A 23,451-nucleotide genomic window follows, 5' to 3' on the forward strand; every position below is an offset into this window, starting at 1 on the left:
ATCGTGTCACGACGATTCGCCATCATGATGCGTTGCTGCAAAATTGCTTAACACTGATTAAAAATATAACGGAGCAAGCATGCCCCTGATTTCCCGGACTGCACGTTGGATCTCGCCATTGCAACTGGTATTGGCATTACTCTTGTCGCCGGCTACCGACGCCGGGGCCGCCGGCGTTGCCGGCTTTTCACCGCAAGGCGAGGTGGCCCAGATCCGCCAGGCGCGCGCTACCTTCTCCGAACCGATCATCAAGTTCGGCGATCCCAAGGCGGCGGCGCCGTTCGACGTCAATTGCGCGGTGGCCGGGACTTCACGCTGGGCCGACGGCAAGAACTGGGTCTATGATTTCGAGCGCGACCTGCCGCCCGGCACACGTTGCTCCTTTACGTTGAAGCCCGGCGTCAAGGCGGTATCCGGCGCTGCGCTGAGCGGCAAGAGCGTATTCCAGTTCAGCACCGGCGGCCCGGCGGTGGTGCGCCACATGCCGAGCGGCGAAGAAATCGAAGAAGAACAGGCCTTCATCCTGTTCCAGAACGGCGCGGCCAACCAGGACACCGTGCGCGACCATCTGTACTGCGAAGCCGAAGGCGTGCATGAGCGCATTCCGGTCAAGTTCGTCGCCGACGCCACGCGCAAGCAGTTGCTGCAAGAGTTCGCCAAGAAAATCGATCCGGCCACCGTCACCATCGTGCAATGCCAGCAGCGCCTGCCCAATGACGCCACGGTGCGGCTGACCTGGGACAAGGGCATCGCCACGCCGAACGGCATCGCCACCACGATTCCGCAGACCTTCAAGTTCAAGGTGCGCAAGGAGTTCGCCGCCAGCCTCAGCTGCGAACGTGAAAACGCCAACGCCGCGTGCTCGCCTATCCGTCCCGTGACCATGTCGTTCTCCTCGCCGGTGCCGCGCAAGCTGGCCGAGGCGGTAGAGCTCAAAAGCAGCAACGGCAAGCTCAAGCCTTTCTTTGAAAAGGGCAATGTCGACGAGACCGTCTACGGACTGACCTTCAAGCCGCCGTTCGCCGAGAACGGTGAATTCACCATCAACCTGCCGTCCGGCTTCAAGGACGAAAGCGGCCGTGCGCTCGGCAATGCCTCCGCGTTTCCGCTGAAGTCGCGCACCGCCGGCTATCCGCCGCTGGCGAAATTTCCGGCGGCGCCGTTCGGCATCATCGAACTGAACGCTGACGCCACCTTGCCGGTGACCCTGCGACGCGTCGAAGCCAATCTGCTGGCGCGCGGCATTGACGGCAAAGCCTTGCCTGGCAAGGTCGCCAATCTCAAGGTCGACGGCGACAAGGGCGTGATCGCATGGCTGACGCGCCTCAATCGCTACCACGAGCGCTGGGGCGATACCTCCGGCAAGACGCCCGATACGCGCGCCATCGGTTTGCTGGCGAAAGAGCCGGGAGTGAAGACGCTGAACCTGCCGGCCTTGTCCGACGCCAAGGACGGCGAGCGGCCGTTTGAAGTGGTCGGCATCCCGCTGAAGGATCCCGGCTTTTACGTCGTCGAACTGGAGTCGCAGAAGCTCGGCGCCTCGTTGCTCGGCAAGCCGGCGCCGATGTATGTGCGCACCAGCACGCTGGTGACCAATCTGTCGGTGCACGTCAAGCTGGGCCGCGAAAACAATGCGGTCTGGGTGACCACGCTGGATACCGCCAAACCGGTGGCCGACGCCGACGTCCGCATTTCCAATTGCAAGGGCGACGAAATCTGGCGCGGCAAGACCAATGCCATCGGCGTGGCGACCATCGCCAAACCGCTCGAAGATGTCTGCGCCATGGGGCAGAATCAAGACGGCGCCATCAACGGCCTGTTCGTCAGCGCCCGCAAGACCGACGAGCAGGGACGCGCCGACATGGCGTTCGCGCTGACCTCGTGGAACGACGGCATCGAGTCGTGGCGCTTCAATTTGCCGACGGATCGATCCGCAAGCTCCAGCGCGCGCGCCCACACGATCTTCGACCGTACCTTGTTCCGCGCCGGTGAAACGGTGTCGATGAAACATGAGTTCCGCCTTGAAAGCATGAACGGTTTTGCGCTGGCCGGCAAAGACAAGTTGCCGACGCGTGTGCGCATCATCCATCAGGGCAGCGGGCAGGAATTCCAGTTCGCGCTGAACTGGCGCAATCAGAAGAACGCGGAGACTGTCTTCTCAATTCCCAAGGAAGCCAAGCTCGGCAGCTATGAAGTGCTGCTCGATCGCGGCGCTGCGAAAGCCGGCAATGAAGGGAGCGCCGACGGTGACGAGGGAGATGGCGGCTATGCGCCCGGAACCTATAGCAGCGGCAGCTTCCGCGTGGAAGAATTCCGTCTGCCGCTGATGCAGGGACGCATCACGCCGGTGGCGGGGAAAGGCAAGGGAGACGCTCTGGTGGCGCCGAAAGAAGTGCCGCTCGACGTACAGCTCAATTACATCAACGGCGGCGGCGCCTCCGGCCAAACCGTGCGCGTCACCAGCCTGATGCGTGCCAAGCCGGTCAGTTTCCCCGCGTATGAAGGCTACTCCTTCGATGCGGGCAATTCCGGTGGAGAAGATGGCGCCGGCAACGACGACCAGAAAATCGTCGCCGACAAGTTGCCCGTGACGCTCGACAAGAACGGCGCCGGCCGCACCACGGTCAAGTCGCTGCCTGTCTTGAAGACGCCGCGCGAGTTGCTGACCGAGATGACCTATAACGATCCGAACGGCGAGATTCAGACCGTTTCCAATGTCACGACGCTATGGCCATCGGCAGTCGTCATCGGCATCAAGGGCGGCGACTGGGTTTCGGTGAAAAAGAAGCTGGCGCTGACCATGGTCGCACTCAATGCCGCCGGTCAGCCGCAAGCGGACGTGCCGGTGGAAATCAGCGGCGAAAGCAAGCAGACCAATTCGCACCGCAAGCGTATGGTCGGCGGTTTCTATGCTTACGAAAACACGCGTTCGTCGCAAAACCTCGGCACGCTGTGTTCGGGCAAGACCGACAAGCATGGCGTGCTAATCTGCGAAGTGTCGTTGACGGAAGCCGGCAATGTCGAACTGACCGCCAGCGGCAAGGACGCCAACGGCAACGCCTCCTTCGCCAAAACCTCGGTATGGGTGACGCGCCAGGGCGAGTTGTGGTTCGACGGTGAAAACCAGGACCGCATCGACATCCTTCCCGAGAAGAAAACCTACCAGCCCGGCGAGACCGCCAGGTTCCAGGTGCGCATGCCGTTCCGCTACGCGACAGCATTGGTCGCGGTGGAACGCGAAGGCATCATCGACACCCAGGTGGTGCAATTGAATGGCCAGGACCCGACCATCAGCCTGCCGGTCAAGGGCGGCTTTGCGCCAAACGTGTATGTGTCGGTGCTGGCAGTGCGCGGCCGCATGCGCGAAGTGCCGTGGTATTCCTTCTTCACCTGGGGCTGGAAAGAACCAATCAACTGGTGGCATGAATTCAAGGAATACCAGGCGCCCGGCACCATGGTCGATCTGGCCAAGCCGGCGTACAAATTCGGGATTGCCGAAATCGCCGTCGGCAGCGGCGCGCACGTGCTGAAAGTTGCCGTGACCGCCGACAAGGCCAGCTATCCGATCCGCTCTGTCGCCAAGGTCAATGTGCAGGTTACGCAACCCGACGGCAAGCCGGCCGCCGGTGCCGAAATCGCGCTCGCTGCGGTGGACGAGGCCTTGCTCGAACTGCAGCCGAACAACAGCTGGAATCTGCTCTCCGCAATGCTGCAACGGCGCAGCTACGGCATCGAAACCGCGACCGCGCAGATGCAGGTGATCGGCAAGCGCCACTACGGCAAGAAGGCGACGCCGGCTGGCGGCGGCGGCGGCAAGTCGCCGACGCGCGAGCTGTTCGATACGCTTTTGTTGTGGAAACCTTACGTGGTGCTCGACGCCAACGGCAGGGCCCAGATTGATGTGCCGCTCAACGATTCGCTGACGTCGTTCCGCATCGTTGCGGTTGCCGAGAGCGGCGCCGGCTTGTTCGGCACCGGCACGGCCAGCATCCGCTCGTCGCAGGATGTGCAAGTGATCTCCGGCTTGCCGCCGCTGGTGCGCGAAGGCGATCAGTTCAGCGCCATGGTCACGGTGCGCAACACCACGACGCGGGCGATGCAGATTCGCCTGAATGCGAAGGCGAGCGGAGGTACTCCGGCATCCATGATTGCCTTGCAGGACAAGGATGTCGCGATTCCCGCCGGTGAAGCGCGCGAAGTCGCTTGGCCGGTCATGGTGCCTGCAGATGTGTCGCAACTGAGCTGGGAAATCGGCGCGCAGGAGCAATCGGCGTCACCGGCCAAAGACAGCATCCGGTTCGTGCAGCGCGTCCTGCCGGCGATACCGGTGACGGTGCAGCAGGCCACGCTGTTCCAGCTCGACAAGGCCTTGTCGATGAGCGTGGCGCAGCCGGCCGACAGCCTGCCGGGACGCGGCGGTTTGAACATTTCGCTCAAGCCGTCCCTGGCCGGCGGCAGCGAAGGCATTCGCAAATACTTCGCCGATTATCCGTTTGCCTGCCTTGAACAACGGACGTCGAAGGCGATCGGTCTGCGCGATGACGCCCTGTGGCAAAAGATCGTTACGGACTTGCCGACTTATCTCGATGCCGACGGCCTGGCGTATTATTTCCCGCCGAGCGAATCCAACGCGCGGCGCGGCAGCGATACGTTGACCGCGTATCTGCTGGCGGCATCGAACGAAGCGGCGTATGCGTTGCCGCTGCAGAGCCGCGACAAGATGCTGGACGGTCTTGCCGCCTTCGTCGAGGGCAAGCTCACACGCGATTTCTGGTCGCCAAAAAAAGACCTCGACGTGCGCAAGCTGGCTGCACTGGAAGCGCTGTCTCGCTATCATCGCGTGCAGCCGTCCATGCTCGGTTCGGTACAGATCAACCCGAACCTGTGGCCGACCTCGGCGGTGCTGGATTGGATTGCGATCCTGCAGCGCGTGACGACGATTCCCGAGCGCGACAAGCGCCTGGCCGAAGCTGACCAGATCATTCGTTCGCGCCTGAACTATCAGGGCACGCGCATGGGATTCTCGGATGAGGCGGGCGACTATTGGTGGTGGCTGATGGCCAGCGGCGACAGCAATGCCAACCGGCTGGTGCTGACCATGCTGAACAATCCGGCCTGGCGCGAAGACATGCCCAAGCTGATCAGCGGCGCCATCCAGCGCCAGCAGCGCGGTCATTGGAACACCACCACCGCCAACGTCTGGGGCAGCCTGGCGCTGGAGAAATTCAGTCGCGCCTTCGAGGCCGAAAAAGTCACCGGCGCCACGCGCGTGGTGTCGGATGCCGGCAGCAATGCGCACGCATGGAGCGGTGCGGGCGCCGCCGGCGGCAAGTTGCAACTGCCGTGGGGCACGCCGGCGCCGGGTACGCTGAAGTTCTCGCAAGAGGGCAGCGGCAAGCCGTGGATCACGATGCAGAGCCTGGCAGCGGTGCCGTTGAAGTCGCCGTTCTCGAGCGGCTATCGCATCACCAAAACGATAGTCGCGGTCGAGCAGAAGCAGCAGGGCATCTACAGCCGCGGCGACGTTTTGCGCGTGACGCTGGATATCGACGCGCAGACCGACATGACCTGGGTGGTGCTGAGCGATCCGATTCCGGGCGGCGCGAGTTTGCTGGGTTCGGGACTGGCGCGCGATTCGGCGATCACGCGCAGCGGCGAGGACGACGGCCGTTCGCGCGGCAGCGCATGGCTGGCGTATGAAGAGCGCAGCTTCGAGGGCTATCGTGCGTATTACGAGCGCATGCCCAAGGGGCGTTCGAGCATTTCCTATACGGTGCGCCTGAACAACGCCGGCGAGTTCAGCCTGCCGCCGACGCGCGTCGAGGCGATGTATGCGCCGGAAATGTTCGGTGAAATCCCGAACGCCAGGATGAGCATCAAGGCGCAATGATGAACTTCAATCTGCGACGGCATATGGTGGCTGTGTCGGCGGCGCTCCTGCTGGGAGTGCCGGGCATTGCGCTGGCCGTTCCCGGCTTCGCCGAAGTGCAGCAGTCGTTCCGCTCGTCGGATGCCTCCATGTTCGATCGTCATGGCGAACTGATCCAACAGCTGCGGCTCAACCCCAACGAGCGTCGGCTGTCGTGGATTGCGTTGGAAGACATTTCACCGGCGTTGCGCAATGCGTTGATCGCTTCGGAAGACCGGCGCTTCTATCAGCACAGCGGCGTTGACTGGAACGCCGTCGCGGCTTCGGCGTGGGGAAATCTGTGGAACACCAAAACGCGCGGCGCATCGACCATCACGATGCAACTGGCGGGTTTGATCTACGACGATTTGCGGCGCAAGTCGTCGGCGCGTTCGATGACGCAAAAAGTGTCGCAAGTGTTCATCGCGCAATCGCTGGAACGCAACTGGCGCAAGGACCAGATCCTTGAGGCTTATCTCAATCTGGTCAGCTTTCGCGGCGAGTTGGTCGGCGTGCATGCCTTGTCGCGCGTGCTGTTCGGCAAACATCCGAGCGGCCTGAACCAGAGTGAAGCGGCGATTGCGGTGGCGCTGATCCGTGCGCCCAACGCCAAGCCGGCGAAAGTGTCGGAACGCGCCTGCGCGATCCTGAAGGAGCAACAGGCGCCGCAGGAATGCAACGGCCTGCAGGGGCGTACCGAACTGGTGCTGGCGCGCGCGACGGCAAAAGGCGAGCTAAGCGGCGCTGGGACTGCACCGCAGCTGGCGCCGCATCTGGGACGCAAGCTGCTCAAGGATGCCGGCAAGCCGGTGTATTCGACGATTGACGCGGCAACCCAGCGCTTCGCCAGCGATGCCTTGCGGCGGCAATTGTCGGCGCTGGTCGAGCGCAATATCGAGGACGGCGCGGTGGTCGTGATCGACAACGCCAGCGGCGACGTGCTGGCCTGGGTCGGCTCCAGCGGCTCCCTGTCCGGCGCGGCGCAGGTCGATGGCGTGCAAGCGTTGCGCCAGGCCGGTTCGACGCTGAAGCCTTTTCTGTATGAACTGGCGATCGAGAAGAAATGGCTGACGGCGGCCTCGCTGCTGGATGACTCGCCGGTCAATCTGGCCACGTCCGCCGGGCTGTATATTCCGCAGAATTACGACAAGCAGTTCAAGGGCCTGGTCAGCATGCGCACGGCACTCGGTTCGTCGCTGAACATTCCTGCCGTGCGTACACTGGTGACGGTGACGCCGGAGCGCTTCTTCCGGCGCCTGCAATCACTCGGTTTCAACCTGCGCGAGTCCGGCGATTATTACGGCTACAGCCTGGCGCTCGGCAGCGCCGACGTCAGCCTGCTTTCGCTGACCAATGCCTATCGGGCATTGGCGAACCAGGGGCGTTACAGCAGCGTACGCACCACCACCAGCGATCCGCGCGCGGCCTATCAGCAGGCGATGGATGGCAGCGCATCTTTCATCGTCGGCGATATCTTGTCGGACCGTAGCGCACGGGCGCGCACATTCGGCTTGGAGAGCGCCTTGTCGACGCGCATCTGGACCGCAGTCAAGACCGGCACGTCGAAGGACATGCGCGACAACTGGTGCGTCGGCTTCTCGTCGCGCTATACGGTCGGGGTGTGGGTCGGCAATGCGTCCGGCGCACCGATGTGGGATGTCTCGGGCGTCACCGGTGCGGCGCCGGTATGGCAGGAGGTGATGCAATACCTGCACCGGCAATCCGGTTCGCAGGAACCGGCCAGGCCGGCGTCGGTAATCGCGCAGCCGGTGCAATTCGAAAACCGGCTTGAGGCGGCGCGCACCGAATACTTCCTGCCCGGCACGCAGCAATCCTTGCTGCGCGTGGCGAAGTCCAACGACATTGCGCCGGCAATCAGTTATCCGACGCCTGGCATGCTGGTGGCGATCGACCCCGATATCCCGCCGGCGCACCAGCGTTTGCGTTTCAGTGCGCAGGGTGTGAAGCAGGGGAGCTGGGTGCTCGACGGCAAGTCGTTGGTACGGACGGCCGGAAAGAAGACGGGCGACCTTGGTTACGACTGGATGCCGTGGCCGGGCAAGCACAAGCTGGTATTGCAGGATGTGAACGGGGTGGTGCTTGATCAGTTGCAGTTTGAAGTACGCGGGGCGCTGGTGCGGCCGCCCGAGAGCAAGGCGGTAAAGGTCAAAGGTGCCGCGGCAAAGTAACGAGGAGGCTTGAAAATACAAAAGGCTGATCGATTTTTATCGATCAGCCTTTAATATTTTGGTGCCCACGGAGGGACTCGAACCCCCACACCTTGCGGCACATGGACCTGAACCATGCGCGTCTACCAATTCCGCCACGTGGGCCTAAAACGTTGTCACATAATCCGTGCAGCGCTTAGAAGGGCTGAATAATACTGGCATTGTGTCTGATGGTCAACAAAATAATGCCGGAAAATTCAGGCGATTTGATGACGATGGCGGCGAGGGAAATGTCGGGCGTGACAGAGGGTTTTGAGATGGGAAATCGGGAGAGGCGACGCAGGAAATTCAGTAACTCCAGAAACGCAAAAGGCTGGTTGATTTTCATCAACCAGCCTTTTATGTTTTGGTGCCCACGGAGGGACTCGAACCCCCACACCTTGCGGCACATGGACCTGAACCATGCGCGTCTACCAATTCCGCCACGTGGGCTTCACGCTGTAAAAGCGAAAGAACGAGATTATAGCGCAATTTTCGTGAATGTCAATCACTTGGGAGCGTATGCCGGAATTATTTGCCGGCACATTCGGCGCGGTAGCCTTTCGCCGCCTCGCGTTAGGTAAATAACCGCAACCTCCGTTACACTAGGGCATGTTGCACCGTGCCACCTGCCCGGACGACGGTATTCCAACAGCGCATCAGGAAATTCGTGCAATCGTGCAATTCTCCCGGTGCTGCTGACGAATAACAATTTACGCGAATATACTTTTGAGCCAATTTCCCTATTCCATCCCCAGCCGTGAGGAAATTCTCGGCATCCTGCGCACCTCTTCCGGCGCGCAAAACACAATGACACTGGCCGCCGCGCTCAGTGTCAAACCTGAAGAAATGGATGGCCTGACGCGCCGGCTGAACGCGATGGAGCGTGATGGCCAGATCAAGGCCGACCGCTCCGGCAATTACCAGCTCACCCATTCCGACAGTTTTATCGAAGGCCGCGTCAGCAGCCATCGTGACGGTTTCGGTTTCCTGTTGCCGGAAGACGGCAGCGCCGACATCTTCCTTCCCGAGAAAGAAATGCAGAAGGTCTTGCACGGCGACCGCGTCCAGGCCCGCATCATCGGCACCGATCGCCGCGGCCGTCCGGAAGGGACGATCGTCGAAGTGGTGTCGCGCGCCAATACCCACGTCATCGGCCGTCTGCTCAACGAGAACGGCGTCTGGGTGGTGGCTCCCGAAGACAAGCGCATCGGCCAGGACGTGATCCTCGCCGGCTCGCCCGGCAAGGCCAAGGCCGGCCAGGTGGTCAGCGTTGAACTGACCGAGCAGCCTTCGCGCTATACGCAACCGGTCGGCAAGATCGCTGAAATCCTCGGCGACATCGACGATCCGGGCATGGAAATCGAAATCGCCGTGCGCAAATACGGCGTTCCGCATGAGTTCTCCGACGCCGCCAAGAAGCTGGCGTCGAAACTGCCGAGTGAAGTCCGCGCCGCCGATCTCGACGACCGCGTCGACTTGCGCGACGTGCCGCTGGTCACCATCGACGGCGAAGACGCGCGCGACTTCGACGATGCGGTGTATTGCGAACCGGTCAAGATCGGCCGTTCCAACGGTTACCGCCTGATCGTCGCGATCGCCGACGTCAGTCACTATGTGAAGCCCAACGATGCGCTCGACGTCGACGCGCTGGAACGCAGCACCTCGGTGTATTTCCCGCGCCGCGTGATCCCGATGCTGCCGGAGAAACTGTCGAACGGCTTATGCTCGCTGAACCCCGACGTTGATCGCCTCACGCTCGTGTGCGACGCCGTCATCACGGCCAAGGGCGAGATCAAGGCGTACCAGTTCTATCCTGCAGTGATCCATTCGGCCGCACGCCTGACCTACACCGAAGTCGCGGCCGTGCTGGCCAACACCAAGGGACCGGAAGCCGCCAAGCGCGCCGGCGTGGTGCCGCATCTGCTGCATCTGTATGAAGTGTTCCAGGCCTTGCTGCAGGCGCGCCACGCACGCGGCGCGATCGATTTCGAGACCACCGAAACCTACATCGTCTGCAACGCCGCCGGCAAGATCGAAAAGATCCTGCCGCGCACGCGCAACGACGCCCACCGCCTGATCGAAGAATGCATGCTGGCGGCCAACGTCTGCGCCGCCGATTTGCTGCAGCGTCATGAACATCCCGGCCTGTACCGCGTCCATGCCGGACCGACCAAGGAAAAGCTCACGCAACTGCGCACCTTCCTCAAGCAGATCGGCCTCAATCTCAACGGCGGCGACAAGCCGAGCGCGTCCGATTACGCCGAACTGATGCCGAAGATCAAGGCGCGTCCCGATGCCTTGCTGGTCCAGACCATGCTGCTGCGCTCCATGCAGCAAGCCGTCTACAGCCCGGAAAACATCGGCCACTTCGGTCTGTCGTATGAATCCTACGCCCACTTCACCAGCCCGATCCGCCGCTATCCCGACTTGCTGACGCATCGCGCCATCAAGGCGATTTTGCTGGGCAAGCGCTACGAGCCCAAGGGCCTCGACACCAGCGTGCTCAACACCATGCTGTCGCCGGCCGCGCGCAAGGCGCAGGCAGTGGATCGCGCCAACGGCAAGAAGAAATCGGAAAGCAGCGTCGCCATCTGGGAAGCCCTCGGCATTCACTGTTCCGCCAACGAGCGCCGCGCTGACGAAGCGTCGCGCGACGTCGAAGCATGGCTCAAGTGCTACTTCATCCGCGACAAGCTGGGCGAGGAATTCACCGGTACGATTTCCGGCGTCGCCACTTTCGGCATCTTCGTGCAACTGGATGCGCTGTACATCGAAGGCATGGTGCACGTCACCGAGCTGGGCGCCGATTACTTCCAGTATGATGAAGCGCGCCATGAATTGCGCGGCGAGCGCACCGGCATCCGTTATCAGCTCACCGATCGCGTGACGGTGCAGGTCAGCCGCGTCGATCTCGATGCGCGCAAGATTGACTTGCGCCTGGTGACCGAGCCGGGCATTCGCACCATTCTCAAGAACGAGGCGCGTCGCGCTGAAAGCGCCCAGCAGGCGCGCGGCAAGGGTGGCGCCAACGCCAAAGCCGGTGGCGGCAGGAAGGCGGCTCCCGAAGTCGCAGCACCTCCGGCGAAGGCCAAAGGCAAGACGGCTGCACGCACGGGTACTGCAAAGGGTGCGGCCGAGTCGGAGCGCAAGCGTCCGGCGAAAGGTTTCTCCCGTCCCAGCAAGAAAAAGCGCTGATCCCGAGTCAGGCAACCCCGGTAATTCAGGTAAATAAAGCAATCAGCAATTTGGCAAGATAAGGCAAGAAGTAGAGCACATGAAAAGTAAAATGATTTTTGGTTTCCACGCCGTCACCTCGCGGATTCGTCACGAGGCGTCGTCGGTGGAAGAACTGTATGTCGACGCGGATCGCAACGACGCCCGCATGCGCGATCTGCTGCATGCGGCGAAGGCGGCCGGCGTGCGCATCATCCAGGCGGACGACCAGCGCCTGTCCAACATCGTCGGCACGCGCCGTCACCAGGGGGTGGTGGCCAAGGCCGGCGAACTGTCTCTGGCGCGCAATCTGGACGAACTGCTCGACGTCGTCGAAGGTCCGCCATTGCTGCTGATCCTCGACGGCATCACCGATCCGCACAACCTGGGCGCTTGCCTGCGGGTGGCCGACGGCGCCGGCGCACATGCCGTGATTGCGCCCAAGGACCGCGCGGTCGGCCTCAACGCCACGGCTGCCAAGGTCGCCAGCGGCGCCGCCGAAACCGTTCCCTACATCACCGTGACCAACCTGGCGCGCACCATGCGCGACCTCAAGGACCGCGGCGTCTGGCTGATCGGCATGGCCGACGATGCCGACAAGGATTTGTACGCAGGTGATTTCTCCGGACCGACCGCGCTGGTCATGGGTTCGGAAGGCGAAGGCATGCGCCGCTTGACGCGCGAGACCTGCGATATTCTGGTTAGCATTCCCATGTTCGGCTCGGTCGAGAGCCTGAACGTCTCCGTCGCTTCCGGCGTCTGTCTGTATGAAGCCCGCCGGCAGCGTCTGCCCAAGTAATTCGGGCTGCCTGCCGGGATCCTCGGCAGGCGATTCTTCCTCTGTATTTCCTCCGTGTGATCCCTTTATTGATGCCAGGAAAGCCGATGCCTGTTCGGCAAGACTGGCGGTAAACGATTAAGATTGCACATTCCGCATTGACACCGACATTATGTTCAGCCGACTCCGAGAAGACATCTCCAGCATCATCGAACGCGATCCTGCAGCGCGCAACGCTTGGGAAGTCCTGACCTGTTACCCGGGTCTGCACGCAGTGGTGTTGCATCGTGTCGCGAACAAATGCTGGGTGATCGGCCTGAAGTGGCTGGGACGTTTCATTTCGCAGCTGGCGCGCTGGTTCACCGGCATCGAAATTCATCCGGGCGCCACCATCGGCCGTCGGGTTTTCATCGATCACGGCTTCGGCGTGGTGATCGGCGAAACGGCGGAAATCGGCGACGACTGTACGATTTACCAAGGCGTCACGCTCGGCGGGACGTCGCTCAACAAGGGCGCCAAACGCCATCCGACGCTGGGGCGCGGCGTCATCATCGGCGCCGGTGCGCAAGTGCTGGGCGGCTTCACCGTCGGCGACGGCGCCAAGGTCGGGTCCAATGCCGTCGTCGTCAAGGAAGTGCCGCCGGGCGCCACTGCGATCGGCAATCCGGCGCGCGTGGTGCGCAAGGAAGTGCTGGATCCGCGCGAGCATGCAGCCGCACGCATGTTCGCCGCCTATGGCGTCACACCGAATGGCGACGACCCCTTGTCGAAGGCGTTGCATGGCCTGATCGATCAGGCTGCGGCGCAGGAACATCAGATCGAAGTAATGCTGGCCGCGCTCAAGAGTGCCGGCATCGGTTGCCAGAAGCTGGAGGAGTTGGAGAAATTCGATCCCGCCCGGCTCAACAAGCTGGTGGAATAAAAAAGAGGAGCTTATTGCTCCTCTTTTTTATTGCGCGCAGTCTTTGCCTTGAATGCGATTCAAGGCAGTTCAATTCCTGCGGCATCGAAGCGATGCAGCATGCCATCCGCAGTCAGGCTGATCCAGCCGCCGCGTGCGACTTCGACGTCGTACTCCCAGTCGGGCAGCACGTAGCGAAGACGCTTCTGTCCGTTTGCTTCCACGGCATGCAGGGCGGGACGATGCGTGTGGCCGTGGATCAGCACTTGCGTGCCGGTGCTGTCATACAGCGCAGCGATGGCGTCGGCGTTGACGTCCATGATCTCGTTGGATTTTTCCTTGTTGGCGTCCTTGCTGTTCTGGCGCACGCCTTCGATGATGGCCTTGCGCTGAGCCAGAGGCATGGCCAGGAATTGCTGTTGCCACGCAGGTTGCCGCACTTGCGCACGAAACGCCATGTAAGCCGTGTCGTCGGTGCATTGCGCGTCGCCATGCGCCAGCGCGATATCGCGTCCGGCCAGATGGATCACATGCGGATCATCAAGGATGGTCAGCCCGGCGGCTTCGGCGAAAGCCGATCCGACCAGGAAATCGCGGTTGCCGGCAATCCAGAACAGTTGCACGCCGCGTTCGCCCAACTGACGCAAGGCATTGGCGATGGCGTGGTTATAGGGCGTTTCCAGATCGTCGTCGCCGGCCCAGTATTCGAAGATATCGCCGAGCAGGTAAAGCTGCTGCGCGAACGCAGCGTGCTCAGTCAGGAAATCGAAGAAAGCCTGCGTCGTGCGCGGCAGCGCGGCCTGCAGATGCAGGTCGGAAATAAAAAGCGCAACCGCCCGGGGTTGCGCTTCTTGTATGGATGAAGTGTCGGTCATCGCTGAAGATTGATGCAGACGATCAGACCACTTCAGCCTTTTCGATCACCACGTCTTCGACCGGCACATCGGCGAACATGCCCGAGCGGGTGGTCTTGACGTTCTTGATCTTGTCAATCACGTCAGTGCCTTCGGTGACCTTGCCGAATACGCAATAGCCCCAGCCGTCCTGGCCCGGAAAGTCGAGGAAGCTGTTGTTCTTGACGTTCACGAAGAACTGGGCCGACGCCGAATGCGGCGCCGATGTACGCGCCATGGCCAGGGTGTACGGCTCGTTCTTTAGGCCGTTCTTGGCTTCGTTTTCAACTGGATCGTTGGTCGGCTTTTGCTTCATGCCCGGTTCGAAACCGCCGCCCTGGATCATGAAGCCATCGATCACGCGATGGAAAATGGTGCCGCTGTAGTGACCGGAATTGACGTAGGCCAGAAAGTTTTCAACCGTCTTCGGCGCTTTTTCAGCCTCCAGTTCGACTGTGAAGGTGCCGTGGTTGGTAGTGAAGAGAACAGCCATGAGAATTCCTTTGCGTGAAAAATGAAATGATGCGAAAAATTATACGGTAATGCGTGCCGCAGCCTGCGGCGACTTACTTGACCAGCGTTGCCGACTGGATCACCACCGGTGTGACCGGCACGTCGTCGTACATGCCGCTGCTGCCGGTGCGGACCTGCTTGATCTTGTCGACCACGTCCGCGCCTTGCACGACCTTGCCGAACACTGCGTAACCCCAACCGTCGCGGCTGGGGTAATCCAGCGGCTGGTTGTTGTTGACGTTGATGAAGAACTGGGCAGCGGCCGAATGCGGATTCGAAGTGCGCGCCATGGCGATGGTATACGCATCGTTTTTCAGGCCGTTCCTGGCTTCATTCCTGATTGGCGCGTCAGTCGGCTTTTCGCGCATGTCCTTGTCGAAGCCGCCGCCCTGGATCATGAAACCCTTGATCACGCGATGGAAGATGGTGCCGTTGTACTGACCCTTCTTGACGTATTGCAGGAAGTTGGCCACGGTGACCGGCGCCTTGTCGGCATCGAGTTCCAGTGTGATGTCGCCCATGCTGGTTTTGAGCAGCACGCGCGGCGCGTCGGCGGCGTGTGCCATCACGGCGGCGCCGGACAGGGAAATCGCGGCGATGCATTGCAGCAGCTTGCGGCGGGACAGGGCTTGAATCATGAAGAGATTTCCTTGCTTGATAACGTCTGAAAACAGACGGCTGAAATAGACTGCTCAATGCGGGCGGGAAGACCGGATTCGCTCAGGCTGCGCCTTCGTAGACGATCTTCCATCGCGATCCTTCTTTTTGCCAGTATTGGCGCTTGCGGATCGCATTCTTGTTCTTGCCGACGGCAGTTTCCTGGGTGAAAGTACTGACGATCAGTTCATCCTTGCCGGGGTAGCGATACAAGCTGAGATCCCGCACTTTGACACTGGAAGGACGAGCGCCGTTCAGGCTTTTTTGCTGGCGGCTGAACCAGGTGCTGAGGCTTTCGCCCAAGTTGGAGCGGAAGGCCGGCGAGTAATTAGCCAGCACCTTGTCGGCGTCGGTGGCTTCCATGTCTTGCTGCCATTGGTCCATGAATTTGCCGGCCGAGCCGCGATCCTTGTCCCATTCAGCCTTGTTGACGAACTGGATGCCGTCGCTGATCACGACTACGGTCTTGCCGACTTCGGCGGTGGAATACAGGCTTTGCAGGTCGGGATTGGCCAACACCACACAGCCGTCGGACGACAGCGGCGGGCGGCTGAAATTGTCGGATGGGGTGCCGTGCAGCCAGATGCCGGAACCGCTGCGGCCGTTGCGCTTGTCCCATTCATTGGGATAGTTGAGCGGCAGCGCGCCGGTGCCGTAGAAGTCGGGCAGCTTGGGGCCGGGGATGCGGGCGTTGACGTAATACACGCCGATCGGCGTGCGCTGGTCGCCTTCACGCGACTTGTTGACGCCGTAGCGGCCTTGCGAAACGTAATAGTCGGTGATGAAACGCAGCTGGCCGCCCTGGTTCTCGTAGACGTACAGGCGCGAACGGCTGGTGTCGACCACCAGCACGTTCTTCTGGTCGTCGCCGACTTGCAGCACCGGCTTGGGAATCAGGTTGGGATTGGGACGTTCCTGCAGCGATTTGATGCGCACCATGGCTTCAGCGCGCAAATCCTTGAGCTTGTCGGCCGGCGCATCGGCCATGGCGCCGAAGCCCTTGACCGGACGCGCGTGCATCATCAGCAGATCGCCGCGCACCAGATGGCCGAGGCGGAAATGCGGATACGCCGCCACCAGCGCATCGGCCTTGGCTTGCGCTTCCTGCAGGCGGTTGTTGCCCAGGTCCTTGTAGATCTCAATCAGCAAAGCCTCGGGATCCGGCTTGCGGATTTCCGATTGCAGGGTCTGCGGCGGAATGGCGGAAGAGGAGGCGACACTGGTTGCGACCGGCACGCAGGCCAGGCAACTCAGCATCAGTCGACCAACGACTGACAACAAGGGCAATCCCTTGCGCGTATTTGCGGCAAAACGAACCATCAGCCTCCCGAGCGCTCCTGTTTGATCAGCCATTTGTTGCCCTGTTTGGTCAGGATCAGTGTCTTGCGGCTGTTAACTGTCAGACGGTTCGAATTATATATCTGACGGAAGCGGACCGTTGCGGTGTCGTTCTTGATGGCGATTTGCGGCGCCTCGACCTTGACGGTGATATGGCCTTTTTCCTCGATGCGGGCGCGGCGCTCGTCAGCCCATTCCTTGCGCGTTTCGCCCTTCGGCGTCTGGAAATCGCTGCCGTACGCTGCCAGATAAGACTTCACGTCCAGGTCGCTCCAAGCCTTGGCCCAGTTGTTGACAGCCGCCAGGACGGCGGTCTTGTCTTTTTCTTCACGTGCGGATTCGGCTGCCTTGGCGCTGGCCTTGTCGGCCTTTTCCGCAGCCTTGTCGGCCTTGCTTGGCTTCTCGGCCGGTTTTTCAACAGGCTTCCCGACCGGTTTGTCGGCGGGCTTTTCAGCAGGCTTCGGCGTCGGCTTCTCAACCGGTTTTTCTACCGGCTTCGGTTTTTCGACCGGCGCGGCAGGTTCTGGCTTCGGTTCCGGTTTCGGTTCCGGCTTCGGCTTCGGCTTGATTTCCGGAGCCGGCGTCGGGGTGGGAGTGGTAGTGGTAGTGGGGGGCACGACCGGCGCGGCAGGCGTCGACGGCTTGTTGCTGGGGGTATTTGCGCTCGCCAGTTTCGGGATGGTCCCGCCGGTGATGTTGCCCGACAGCGTGCGCACCAGCGTCAGTTTCGGTTGCGGCACATTGCTGCCGGGGTCGATCTGCAGCGCCTTGTCGTATGCCTGGCTGGCCAGCTTGGCGTAAATGTCGCCGAGGTTTTCCAGCGCGGTGGCATAGGTGGGGTTGGTGCGGATGGCCATGTCGAGCGTGGTGCGCGCCTTGTCATATTGACCATTGGCGGCGTATAGCACGGCCAGGTTGTTGTACGGCTCGGGCAGGTCGGGGAAGTCTTCGGTCAGTTTGCTGAAGATGGCGATGGCTTCGGCGGACTTGTTCTGTTCCGCCAGGATCAGGCCCTTGACGAAGCGCATCTGGGCGTCGCGCGGATGCTTGGCGAGGACCGCGTCGGTCTTGACCAGGGCGTCGGCGTACTGGCCGTTGCGCATGAGTTTGCTGATGTCCGAAACTTCGCTGGCCTGCACCGAGTAGATTGCAGCGATCAGGCCGGATAGAATAACGGTCTTGCTCAAAATGCCACGCAATGCATTGCGATAAGTGTGCGGGGATGCAAGAGGCATGGTTTTCATCAATGCTATACTCGAACGAAAAGACGCATTTTATCAAAGAAGCACTATAAAAAGGGTTTTGGCAATCGTGTTGTATTCATGTTGTAGACCGCTATAAAACAACAAGCGCGGACGCACTGAAAACGTGCTGGCAGATGGCACCCCGCGCCTCTTGCTCAGCACTGAAACACCACACGAACCATTGCCGGAACCGATATTCCCATTCATGAGCACTCTGAAAATCTATAACACGCTGGCGCGTGATAAGCAGGCTTTTTCCCCAATCGAACCGGGCAAGGTCCGCCTCTACGTCTGCGGCATGACCGTCTACGACTATTGCCATCTCGGCCACGCGCGCGTGATGGTGGTGTTCGACATGGTGCAGCGCTGGTTGCGCGCCACGGGTTTCGAGGTGACTTATGTGCGCAACATCACCGACATCGACGACAAGATCATCCAGCGCGCCATCGAAAACCGCGAGTCGATCGGCCAGCTGACGCAGCGTTTCATCGACGCCATGGACGAGGATTCCGCCGCTCTCGGCGTGCAGAAACCCGACCATGAGCCGCGCGCCACCGCCTATGTGCCGCAGATGCTGGATTTGATCAGCAAGCTCCAGGCCAACGGCCTGGCCTACCAGGGCAGCGACGGCGACGTCAATTATTCGGTGCGCGATTTCCCCGGCTACGGCAAATTGTCGGGCAAGTCGCTCGACGACCTGCGCGCCGGCGAGCGCGTCGACGTCAACACCGGCAAGCGCGATCCGCTCGACTTCGTCCTGTGGAAAGCTGCCAAGGAAAGCGAACCGGGCGAAGTCAAATGGGATTCTCCATGGGGCAAGGGACGGCCGGGCTGGCATATCGAATGCTCGGCCATGGCGAGCGACTTGCTGGGTGATCATTTCGACATCCATGGCGGCGGGCAGGACTTGCAATTTCCTCATCACGAAAACGAAATCGCCCAATCGGAAGGCGCGCACCAGCACGCCTTCGTCAATTATTGGATGCACAACGGTTTCATCCGTGTCGACAATGAAAAGATGTCGAAGTCGCTGGGAAATTTTTTCACCATCCGCGACGTCCTGAAAAAATATGATCCTGAAGTGGTACGCTTCTTCATTCTGCGTGCGCATTATCGCAGTCCGCTGAATTATTCGGATGCGCATCTGGACGATGCTCGCGTCGCCTTGACGCGTCTTTACACGGCGCTGAAAGATGTGCCGTCGGAAGCGGATGCGGCGGTGACTGTGGATCAGAGCGATGTCTATGCGCAGCGCTTTGCTGAAGCAATGAACGACGACTTCAATACGCCGATGGCGGTTGCCGTGCTGTTCGATCTGGCCAATGAAGTCAACAAGAGCAAGTCGCCCGTGCAGGCGGGGCAGTTGAGGGCGCTGGCAGCGGTGATCGGATTGCTGGAGCGACCGGCCGAAGCTTTCCTTCAGGGCGGTCTCGGCAGTGAAGCCGACGGCCTGTCCGCAGCAGATATCGAAGCAAAAATCGCGGCGCGCGTCGCCGCCAAGCAAGCAAGGAATTTCGCCGAAGCAGACGGCATCCGCGCGGAACTCGCTGCGGCCGGCGTAATTCTGGAAGACAAACCGGGCGGTTTGACCACGTGGCGACGAGGCTGACGAGAATGATAAAAAACAATCCCGCTGATCCGGCGATCAGCGTACCGGCATATTGGGAAGACGCCAAAGCGGAGTTGATGAAGCGCGACCGCATCATGCGCAAGCTCATCCCGCAATTCGGCGACCTGCAACTGACCGGCCGCGGCGATGCGTTCACCACGCTGGCGCGTTCCATCATCGGCCAGCAGATTTCCACCAAGAGCGCACAGGCCGTCTGGCAACGTTTCCTCGAAGCATGTCCGAAATGCATGCCGGCCCAGGTCATCAAGGCCGGCCCGGAGAATCTTGTCGCCTGCGGGCTGTCCAAACGCAAGGCCGAGTACATTCTCGACCTCGCCAATCACTTCAAGGCCAAGACCGTTCATCCCGACAAATGGGCGGAGATGGAAGATGAAGACGTCATTGCCGAGATGTTGCAGATCCGCGGGATCGGCCGCTGGACAGCCGAGATGTTTTTGATATTTAATCTGCTGCGGCCGAATGTGCTTCCCCTGGACGATCCGGGGTTGCTCAAGGGCATCAGCGACAGTTATTTTTCGGGCGAACCGGTATCGCGCAGCGATGCGCGCGAAGTCGCCGCGAACTGGGAGCCGTGGCGCACCGTCGCCACCTGGTATCTGTGGCGCAGCCTGGATGGCGCTGCCTCCTGAAGGTTGAAAAGATTGCCGCCTGCGACCAATGTTGCCGAGGCGGCAATGCGAATAGAAGGCATGCGGGCTGTTATACTCGCGCCTGTTCATGAAAATGCGTAAAGGAATACGATGAGCAAGTCGACAACGACATTTCTGGGTTTCGAGCAGGCAATCGCCGAGCTGGACGCCAAAATCGAAGAGTTGCGCTTTGTGCAAGACGACTCGGCAGTTGATATCTCGGAAGAGATCGAGCGCCTGGTCAAGAAGAGCCAGCAACTCACCAAGGATATCTACGCCAAGCTCACGCCATGGCAAATGTCGCAAATCGCCCGTCATCCGCAACGTCCGTACACCATGGACTATGTGAATGAAATCTTCACCGACTTCCACGAGCTGCACGGAGACCGCACCTATGCGGACGACCTGTCCATCGTCGGTGGTCTCGCGCGCTTCAACGGCCAGGCCTGCATGGTGATCGGCCATCAGAAGGGCCGCGACACCAAGGAACGCGCACTGCGCAATTTCGGCATGCCGAAACCGGAAGGCTATCGCAAGGCCATGCGCCTGATGAAAGTCGCCGAAAAATTCAATTTACCCATCTTTACTTTTGTCGACACGCCGGGCGCATTCCCCGGCATTGACGCGGAAGAGCGCGGCCAATCCGAAGCGATCGGCCACAACCTCTACGTCATGGCCGAACTCAAGGTTCCGCTGATTGCCACCATCATCGGCGAAGGCGGCTCCGGCGGCGCGCTGGCGATCGCCGTGGGCGACTCGGTGCTGATGCTGCAATACGCGACTTATTCGGTGATCTCGCCGGAAGGCTGCGCCTCGATCCTGTGGAAGACCGCCGACCGCGCGTCCGACGCCGCCGAAGCGCTGGGCCTGACCGCGCACCGACTCAAGGCCATGGGCCTGATCGACAAGATCGTCAACGAACCGCTGGGCGGCGCCCATCGCGATCCGAAACAGATGGCCTCGCTGCTCAAGCGCGCGCTGGCCGATACGCTGCGTCAATTCCAGGGCGTCAAGACCAAGGAACTGATGGCTGCGCGTCATGAAAAGCTGATGAGCTACGGCAAGTTCAAGGAATTGAATACGCAGGAATAAATCTGTTGCCGGCGTCGTTTCCTGAGGTGACGACACCGGTGTGCAGTTCCCGCCTTGTACAGATGGCCTCGCTCGAGGCCATTTTTCTTTAGCGTCGCGACGCCCGCTGCAGGTGCCGTCATCGGCGCTGAATTTCGTTTCATCATTCGCGTCATTACTCACTACTCGCGCGCAGGAAATCATTATGTCCGCTTCAGGCGCCGTCCTCACGTTGCAAGAACAATTCTCCCAGGCCATTGAGGCGCTGAGCAACCCGCATCGCGTCGATAATGACCGCACGCTGGCCGACGTGTTTCCCGTCATTGCGGTGGCCTACAGCGGCGGACTCGATTCGTCGGTGCTGCTGCATCTTGCCGCCGCGTTCGCGCGTGAGCAGGGCGTGCGCCTGTTCGCTTTCCACATCCATCACGGCATCAGCGCCAATGCCGATCAATGGCAGGCGCATTGCCGCGCGCAATCCGAACGTGCCGGCGCAGAGTTCGATACGCGCAATGTCACGCTGGCGATAAAGGACAAGAGCGGCGTGGAAGAAGCGGCGCGCGTGGCGCGTTATCAGGCGCTCGGGCAACTGTGCCGGGAGCATGGCGCCGGCTTGCTGCTGACCGCGCATCATCTTGACGACCAGGCTGAAACCGTGCTGCTGCAAATGCTGCGCGGCTCCGGCGTGGCCGGTATTTCGGGCATGGACAGCGCCAACAAGGCGGCGGAATTGCTCGGCGACGCCGGGCTGCTGATGGCGCGCCCCTTGCTCGGCGCAGCACGCGGAGAGCTGGAGCAATACGCGCAGCAGGAACAGGTGCCGTTCGTCGAGGATGAATCCAACAGCGACACGCGTTATGCACGCAATGCCTTGCGTCATAAAGTGATGCCGGTATTGGCGGAATTCTTCCCCGGCTTCCAGGAGCGTTTTGCGCGCGCAGCAGGACATGCGCAAGCGGCGCAGCGACTGCTGACGGTGTTGGCAAGTCAGGATCTTGCCGCTTGCCTGGAAGGTGAATATCTCAATGTGTCGGCATTGCGGCGGCTCGATCCCGAACGCATCGACAATCTGTTGCGCTACTGGCTCGGCCTGCGTGGATTGCGCATGCCGTCGTCGGCCTGGCTGTTCGAGTTGCGCACGCAGCTGATCGATGCGAAATACGATGCGCAGTTGTGCGTGACACACCCTGATTGCCACGTGCGGCGCTATCGCGACCGCGTTTTCCTGACGCCGCGCCGTCCGCCGTTCGACGAAAACACCGGGCCGCAACCATTCATCTGGCGCGGTGAAGACAAGCTGCATTTTCCACAGTTTTCCGGCAGCCTTTTTTTCGACGTCAGTGAAGTCGGTTTCGACGCGGCGTGGTTGCGCGAGCAATCCCTCTCCGTGTGTTTGCGCAGCGGTGGCGAACGCATCCGGCTGGCGTGGAATCGTCCCGCCAAGAGTCTCAAATATCATTTCCAGAACATGGACATCCCGGCATGGGAACGTCCGTATCTGCCGCTGGTTTTTGCGCAGGAGCAGATCCTCTATGCAGCAGGCATCGGCATGGATTGCCATGCGCAACCGAAGCCCGGCGAGGAGAGCAAGGAGCGTCGGATTGCCCTGCGCTGGCAGACCGATCTGGGTTGACCATTGAAGTCCAGCTTGCGTGGATCGCAATGAAAAACGGCTTCCCATGTTCGATGGCAAGCCGTTCTTTTTTAGCGCTCCCTGAGCGTGTTTTACATGCTACCTGTACTTCACTTCAGGCTGCCTGAATTACTTGGTCTTGGCAGGTGCGGCAGGGGTTGCTGGTGTCGCTGGTGTTGCCGCAGGTGCGGCGGTTGTCTTTTCAGCCTTGGCTTCCTTCTTGGTGTGTTTCACGGCCTTGTGCTTGGCGGCGTGCTCCGCCTTCGGCGCTGCAGTTGCAGCGGCAGGAGTCGCAGTTGCAGGTTTTGCAGCTGCCGGTGCTGCAGGCGCGCCGGTTTGAGCGAACACTGGCAGAGTCAGGGCGGAGAACAGAGCTGCAACGACGATGGATTTCGAGTTCATGGCAATTTCCTTAAAGAGAAGTTTTTTCAGTCTCGGCGCTGACTATTGATTGTTGCGCCTTACTTCCATTAACGAGCCGTGAACCGAAGCGACGACATCAGAGTGTTTCAAAAGATGTCATATTTGTAAGCATCTGTTGCAGTTCCTTTGCATCTCTCCAGGCGCTATGCAAACGGCCAGCCATGCGAACCGAACAAGCCCGCCAGGCCGATGACGATCAGGTAAATCGCAATGATGAAATTGAGAAGGCGCGGCATCACGAGGATCAGGACGCCGGCAATCAGGGCGACCAGGGGGCCGAAGGAAAGATGAAGGTTCATGTGATGCTCCTTGTTGGTTGATCTTGACCGGAACAGCTATCACGGTCAGACGGCATTCGGCTGGCAGAGTTCAGCGCGCCGCTGCATGAGTCCTTATAATGTCCATCCCTG

The 23,451-nt window shown here is 60.8% G+C and carries 17 protein-coding genes and 2 tRNA genes; 9 read left to right on the forward strand and 10 right to left on the reverse strand.

Annotated features, from left to right (window positions below; all coding sequences use genetic code 11):
* The first annotated feature begins 79 nt into the window (after positions 1–79).
* Together DXT88_RS09905 and pbpC are read left to right on the forward strand one after the other, a co-directional pair.
* Positions 80–5,890: an Ig-like domain-containing alpha-2-macroglobulin family protein gene (locus DXT88_RS09905; protein ID WP_265213069.1), complete on the forward strand. Its 5,811-nt coding sequence runs from the start codon at positions 80–82 to the stop codon at positions 5,888–5,890.
* Positions 5,890–8,097, forward strand: coding sequence for a penicillin-binding protein 1C (gene pbpC / locus DXT88_RS09910; RefSeq protein ID WP_265213071.1), 2,208 nt, complete (start codon positions 5,890–5,892; stop codon positions 8,095–8,097). Before DXT88_RS09905 ends, pbpC begins: the two co-directional genes overlap by 1 nt.
* Before the next feature lie 59 nt (positions 8,098–8,156).
* Here the strand turns inward: pbpC and DXT88_RS09915 are convergent.
* The 3 genes from DXT88_RS09915 to DXT88_RS09925 form a co-directional block, all read right to left on the reverse strand.
* Positions 8,157–8,241, reverse strand: a tRNA-Leu gene (locus DXT88_RS09915).
* Positions 8,242–8,272: 31 nt separating this feature from the next.
* The gene (locus DXT88_RS09920; protein WP_265213073.1) at positions 8,273–8,464 is read right to left on the reverse strand and encodes a hypothetical protein; all 192 of its coding nucleotides are present in this window, start codon (positions 8,462–8,464) and stop codon (positions 8,273–8,275) included.
* 19 nt (positions 8,465–8,483) lie between these two features.
* Positions 8,484–8,568, reverse strand: a tRNA-Leu gene (locus tag DXT88_RS09925).
* A 276-nt stretch (positions 8,569–8,844) separates the two neighbouring features.
* Here DXT88_RS09925 and rnr point away from each other — a divergent pair.
* The 3 genes from rnr (at position 8,845) to cysE (ending at position 13,031) form a co-directional block, all read left to right on the forward strand.
* On the forward strand, positions 8,845–11,313 hold the full coding sequence (rnr, locus tag DXT88_RS09930) for a ribonuclease R (RefSeq protein ID WP_265213075.1): 2,469 nt from the start codon (positions 8,845–8,847) through the stop codon (positions 11,311–11,313).
* A 79-nt stretch (positions 11,314–11,392) separates the two neighbouring features.
* Positions 11,393–12,130, forward strand: a complete 738-nt coding sequence (rlmB, locus tag DXT88_RS09935) for a 23S rRNA (guanosine(2251)-2'-O)-methyltransferase RlmB (RefSeq protein ID WP_265213077.1) — start codon at positions 11,393–11,395, stop codon at positions 12,128–12,130.
* Between the two features lie 151 nt (positions 12,131–12,281).
* Positions 12,282–13,031 carry a serine O-acetyltransferase gene (gene cysE / locus DXT88_RS09940; protein WP_265213079.1) on the forward strand — a complete coding sequence of 250 codons (750 nt, stop codon included), beginning with the start codon at positions 12,282–12,284 and terminating at the stop codon, positions 13,029–13,031.
* A gap of 59 nt (positions 13,032–13,090) precedes the next feature.
* On the opposite strand, the gene DXT88_RS09945 is transcribed toward cysE, so the two are convergent.
* The 5 genes from DXT88_RS09945 to DXT88_RS09965 form a co-directional block, all read right to left on the reverse strand.
* Entirely contained in the window at positions 13,091–13,885 is a 795-nt protein-coding gene (locus tag DXT88_RS09945) for a UDP-2,3-diacylglucosamine diphosphatase (RefSeq protein ID WP_265213081.1), read from the reverse strand.
* 22 nt (positions 13,886–13,907) lie between these two features.
* Positions 13,908–14,396, reverse strand: coding sequence for a peptidylprolyl isomerase (locus DXT88_RS09950; RefSeq protein WP_016834999.1), 489 nt, complete (start codon positions 14,394–14,396; stop codon positions 13,908–13,910).
* 73 nt (positions 14,397–14,469) lie between these two features.
* Entirely contained in the window at positions 14,470–15,054 is a 585-nt protein-coding gene (locus tag DXT88_RS09955; RefSeq protein WP_016835000.1) for a peptidylprolyl isomerase, read from the reverse strand.
* Positions 15,055–15,136: 82 nt separating this feature from the next.
* Complete coding sequence (locus DXT88_RS09960) at positions 15,137–16,393, reverse strand: L,D-transpeptidase family protein (RefSeq protein ID WP_265213084.1); 1,257 nt, start codon at positions 16,391–16,393, stop codon at positions 15,137–15,139.
* The gene (locus DXT88_RS09965) at positions 16,393–17,646 is read right to left on the reverse strand and encodes a L,D-transpeptidase Cds6 family protein (RefSeq protein ID WP_407649300.1); all 1,254 of its coding nucleotides are present in this window, start codon (positions 17,644–17,646) and stop codon (positions 16,393–16,395) included. Before DXT88_RS09965 ends, DXT88_RS09960 begins: the two co-directional genes overlap by 1 nt.
* 214 nt (positions 17,647–17,860) lie before the next feature.
* Here DXT88_RS09965 and cysS point away from each other — a divergent pair, with 214 nt between their 5' ends.
* The 4 genes from cysS to tilS all read left to right on the forward strand — a co-directional run bounded on the left by cysS (position 17,861) and on the right by tilS (position 22,618).
* A complete protein-coding gene (cysS, locus tag DXT88_RS09970) occupies positions 17,861–19,264 on the forward strand; it encodes a cysteine--tRNA ligase (RefSeq protein WP_265213088.1) in 1,404 nt (467 codons plus the stop codon).
* Between the two features lie 5 nt (positions 19,265–19,269).
* Positions 19,270–19,914 (forward strand): DNA-3-methyladenine glycosylase family protein, encoded by a 645-nt coding sequence (locus DXT88_RS09975; RefSeq protein WP_265213090.1) that lies wholly within the window; start codon positions 19,270–19,272, stop codon positions 19,912–19,914.
* Positions 19,915–20,025: 111 nt separating this feature from the next.
* Positions 20,026–21,006: an acetyl-CoA carboxylase carboxyltransferase subunit alpha gene (locus tag DXT88_RS09980; RefSeq protein WP_265213092.1), complete on the forward strand. Its 981-nt coding sequence runs from the start codon at positions 20,026–20,028 to the stop codon at positions 21,004–21,006.
* A 184-nt stretch (positions 21,007–21,190) separates the two neighbouring features.
* On the forward strand, positions 21,191–22,618 hold the full coding sequence (tilS, locus tag DXT88_RS09985; protein WP_265213094.1) for a tRNA lysidine(34) synthetase TilS: 1,428 nt from the start codon (positions 21,191–21,193) through the stop codon (positions 22,616–22,618).
* A gap of 129 nt (positions 22,619–22,747) precedes the next feature.
* On the opposite strand, the gene DXT88_RS09990 is transcribed toward tilS, so the two are convergent.
* Together DXT88_RS09990 and DXT88_RS09995 are read right to left on the reverse strand one after the other, a co-directional pair.
* Positions 22,748–23,020, reverse strand: a complete 273-nt coding sequence (locus tag DXT88_RS09990; protein WP_265213096.1) for a hypothetical protein — start codon at positions 23,018–23,020, stop codon at positions 22,748–22,750.
* Positions 23,021–23,184: 164 nt separating this feature from the next.
* On the reverse strand, positions 23,185–23,340 hold the full coding sequence (locus DXT88_RS09995) for a DUF3096 domain-containing protein (protein WP_016835006.1): 156 nt from the start codon (positions 23,338–23,340) through the stop codon (positions 23,185–23,187).
* Between the last annotated feature and the right edge of the window lie 111 nt (positions 23,341–23,451).

The sequence above is a fragment of the Herbaspirillum lusitanum genome, assembly GCF_026127345.1.
In the GTDB taxonomy this organism is placed as follows: Bacteria; Pseudomonadota; Gammaproteobacteria; order Burkholderiales; family Burkholderiaceae_D; genus Herbaspirillum; species Herbaspirillum lusitanum.

Coding starts and splice junctions, on each gene's coding strand:
- cysS (WP_265213088.1), top strand. CDS start 17,861: ATGAGCACTCTGAAAATCTATAACACGCTGGCGCGTGATAAGCAGGCT.
- DXT88_RS09960 (WP_265213084.1), bottom strand. CDS start 16,393: ATGGTTCGTTTTGCCGCAAATACGCGCAAGGGATTGCCCTTGTTGTCA.
- cysE (WP_265213079.1), top strand. CDS start 12,282: ATGTTCAGCCGACTCCGAGAAGACATCTCCAGCATCATCGAACGCGAT.
- DXT88_RS09950 (WP_016834999.1), bottom strand. CDS start 14,396: ATGGCTGTTCTCTTCACTACCAACCACGGCACCTTCACAGTCGAACTG.
- DXT88_RS09995 (WP_016835006.1), bottom strand. CDS start 23,340: ATGAACCTTCATCTTTCCTTCGGCCCCCTGGTCGCCCTGATTGCCGGC.
- DXT88_RS09975 (WP_265213090.1), top strand. CDS start 19,270: ATGATAAAAAACAATCCCGCTGATCCGGCGATCAGCGTACCGGCATAT.
- DXT88_RS09905 (WP_265213069.1), top strand. CDS start 80: ATGCCCCTGATTTCCCGGACTGCACGTTGGATCTCGCCATTGCAACTG.
- pbpC (WP_265213071.1), top strand. CDS start 5,890: ATGAACTTCAATCTGCGACGGCATATGGTGGCTGTGTCGGCGGCGCTC.
- rlmB (WP_265213077.1), top strand. CDS start 11,393: ATGAAAAGTAAAATGATTTTTGGTTTCCACGCCGTCACCTCGCGGATT.
- DXT88_RS09920 (WP_265213073.1), bottom strand. CDS start 8,464: ATGAAAATCAACCAGCCTTTTGCGTTTCTGGAGTTACTGAATTTCCTG.
- DXT88_RS09965 (WP_407649300.1), bottom strand. CDS start 17,646: ATGCCTCTTGCATCCCCGCACACTTATCGCAATGCATTGCGTGGCATT.
- DXT88_RS09980 (WP_265213092.1), top strand. CDS start 20,026: ATGAGCAAGTCGACAACGACATTTCTGGGTTTCGAGCAGGCAATCGCC.
- tilS (WP_265213094.1), top strand. CDS start 21,191: ATGTCCGCTTCAGGCGCCGTCCTCACGTTGCAAGAACAATTCTCCCAG.
- DXT88_RS09955 (WP_016835000.1), bottom strand. CDS start 15,054: ATGATTCAAGCCCTGTCCCGCCGCAAGCTGCTGCAATGCATCGCCGCG.
- DXT88_RS09990 (WP_265213096.1), bottom strand. CDS start 23,020: ATGAACTCGAAATCCATCGTCGTTGCAGCTCTGTTCTCCGCCCTGACT.
- DXT88_RS09945 (WP_265213081.1), bottom strand. CDS start 13,885: ATGACCGACACTTCATCCATACAAGAAGCGCAACCCCGGGCGGTTGCG.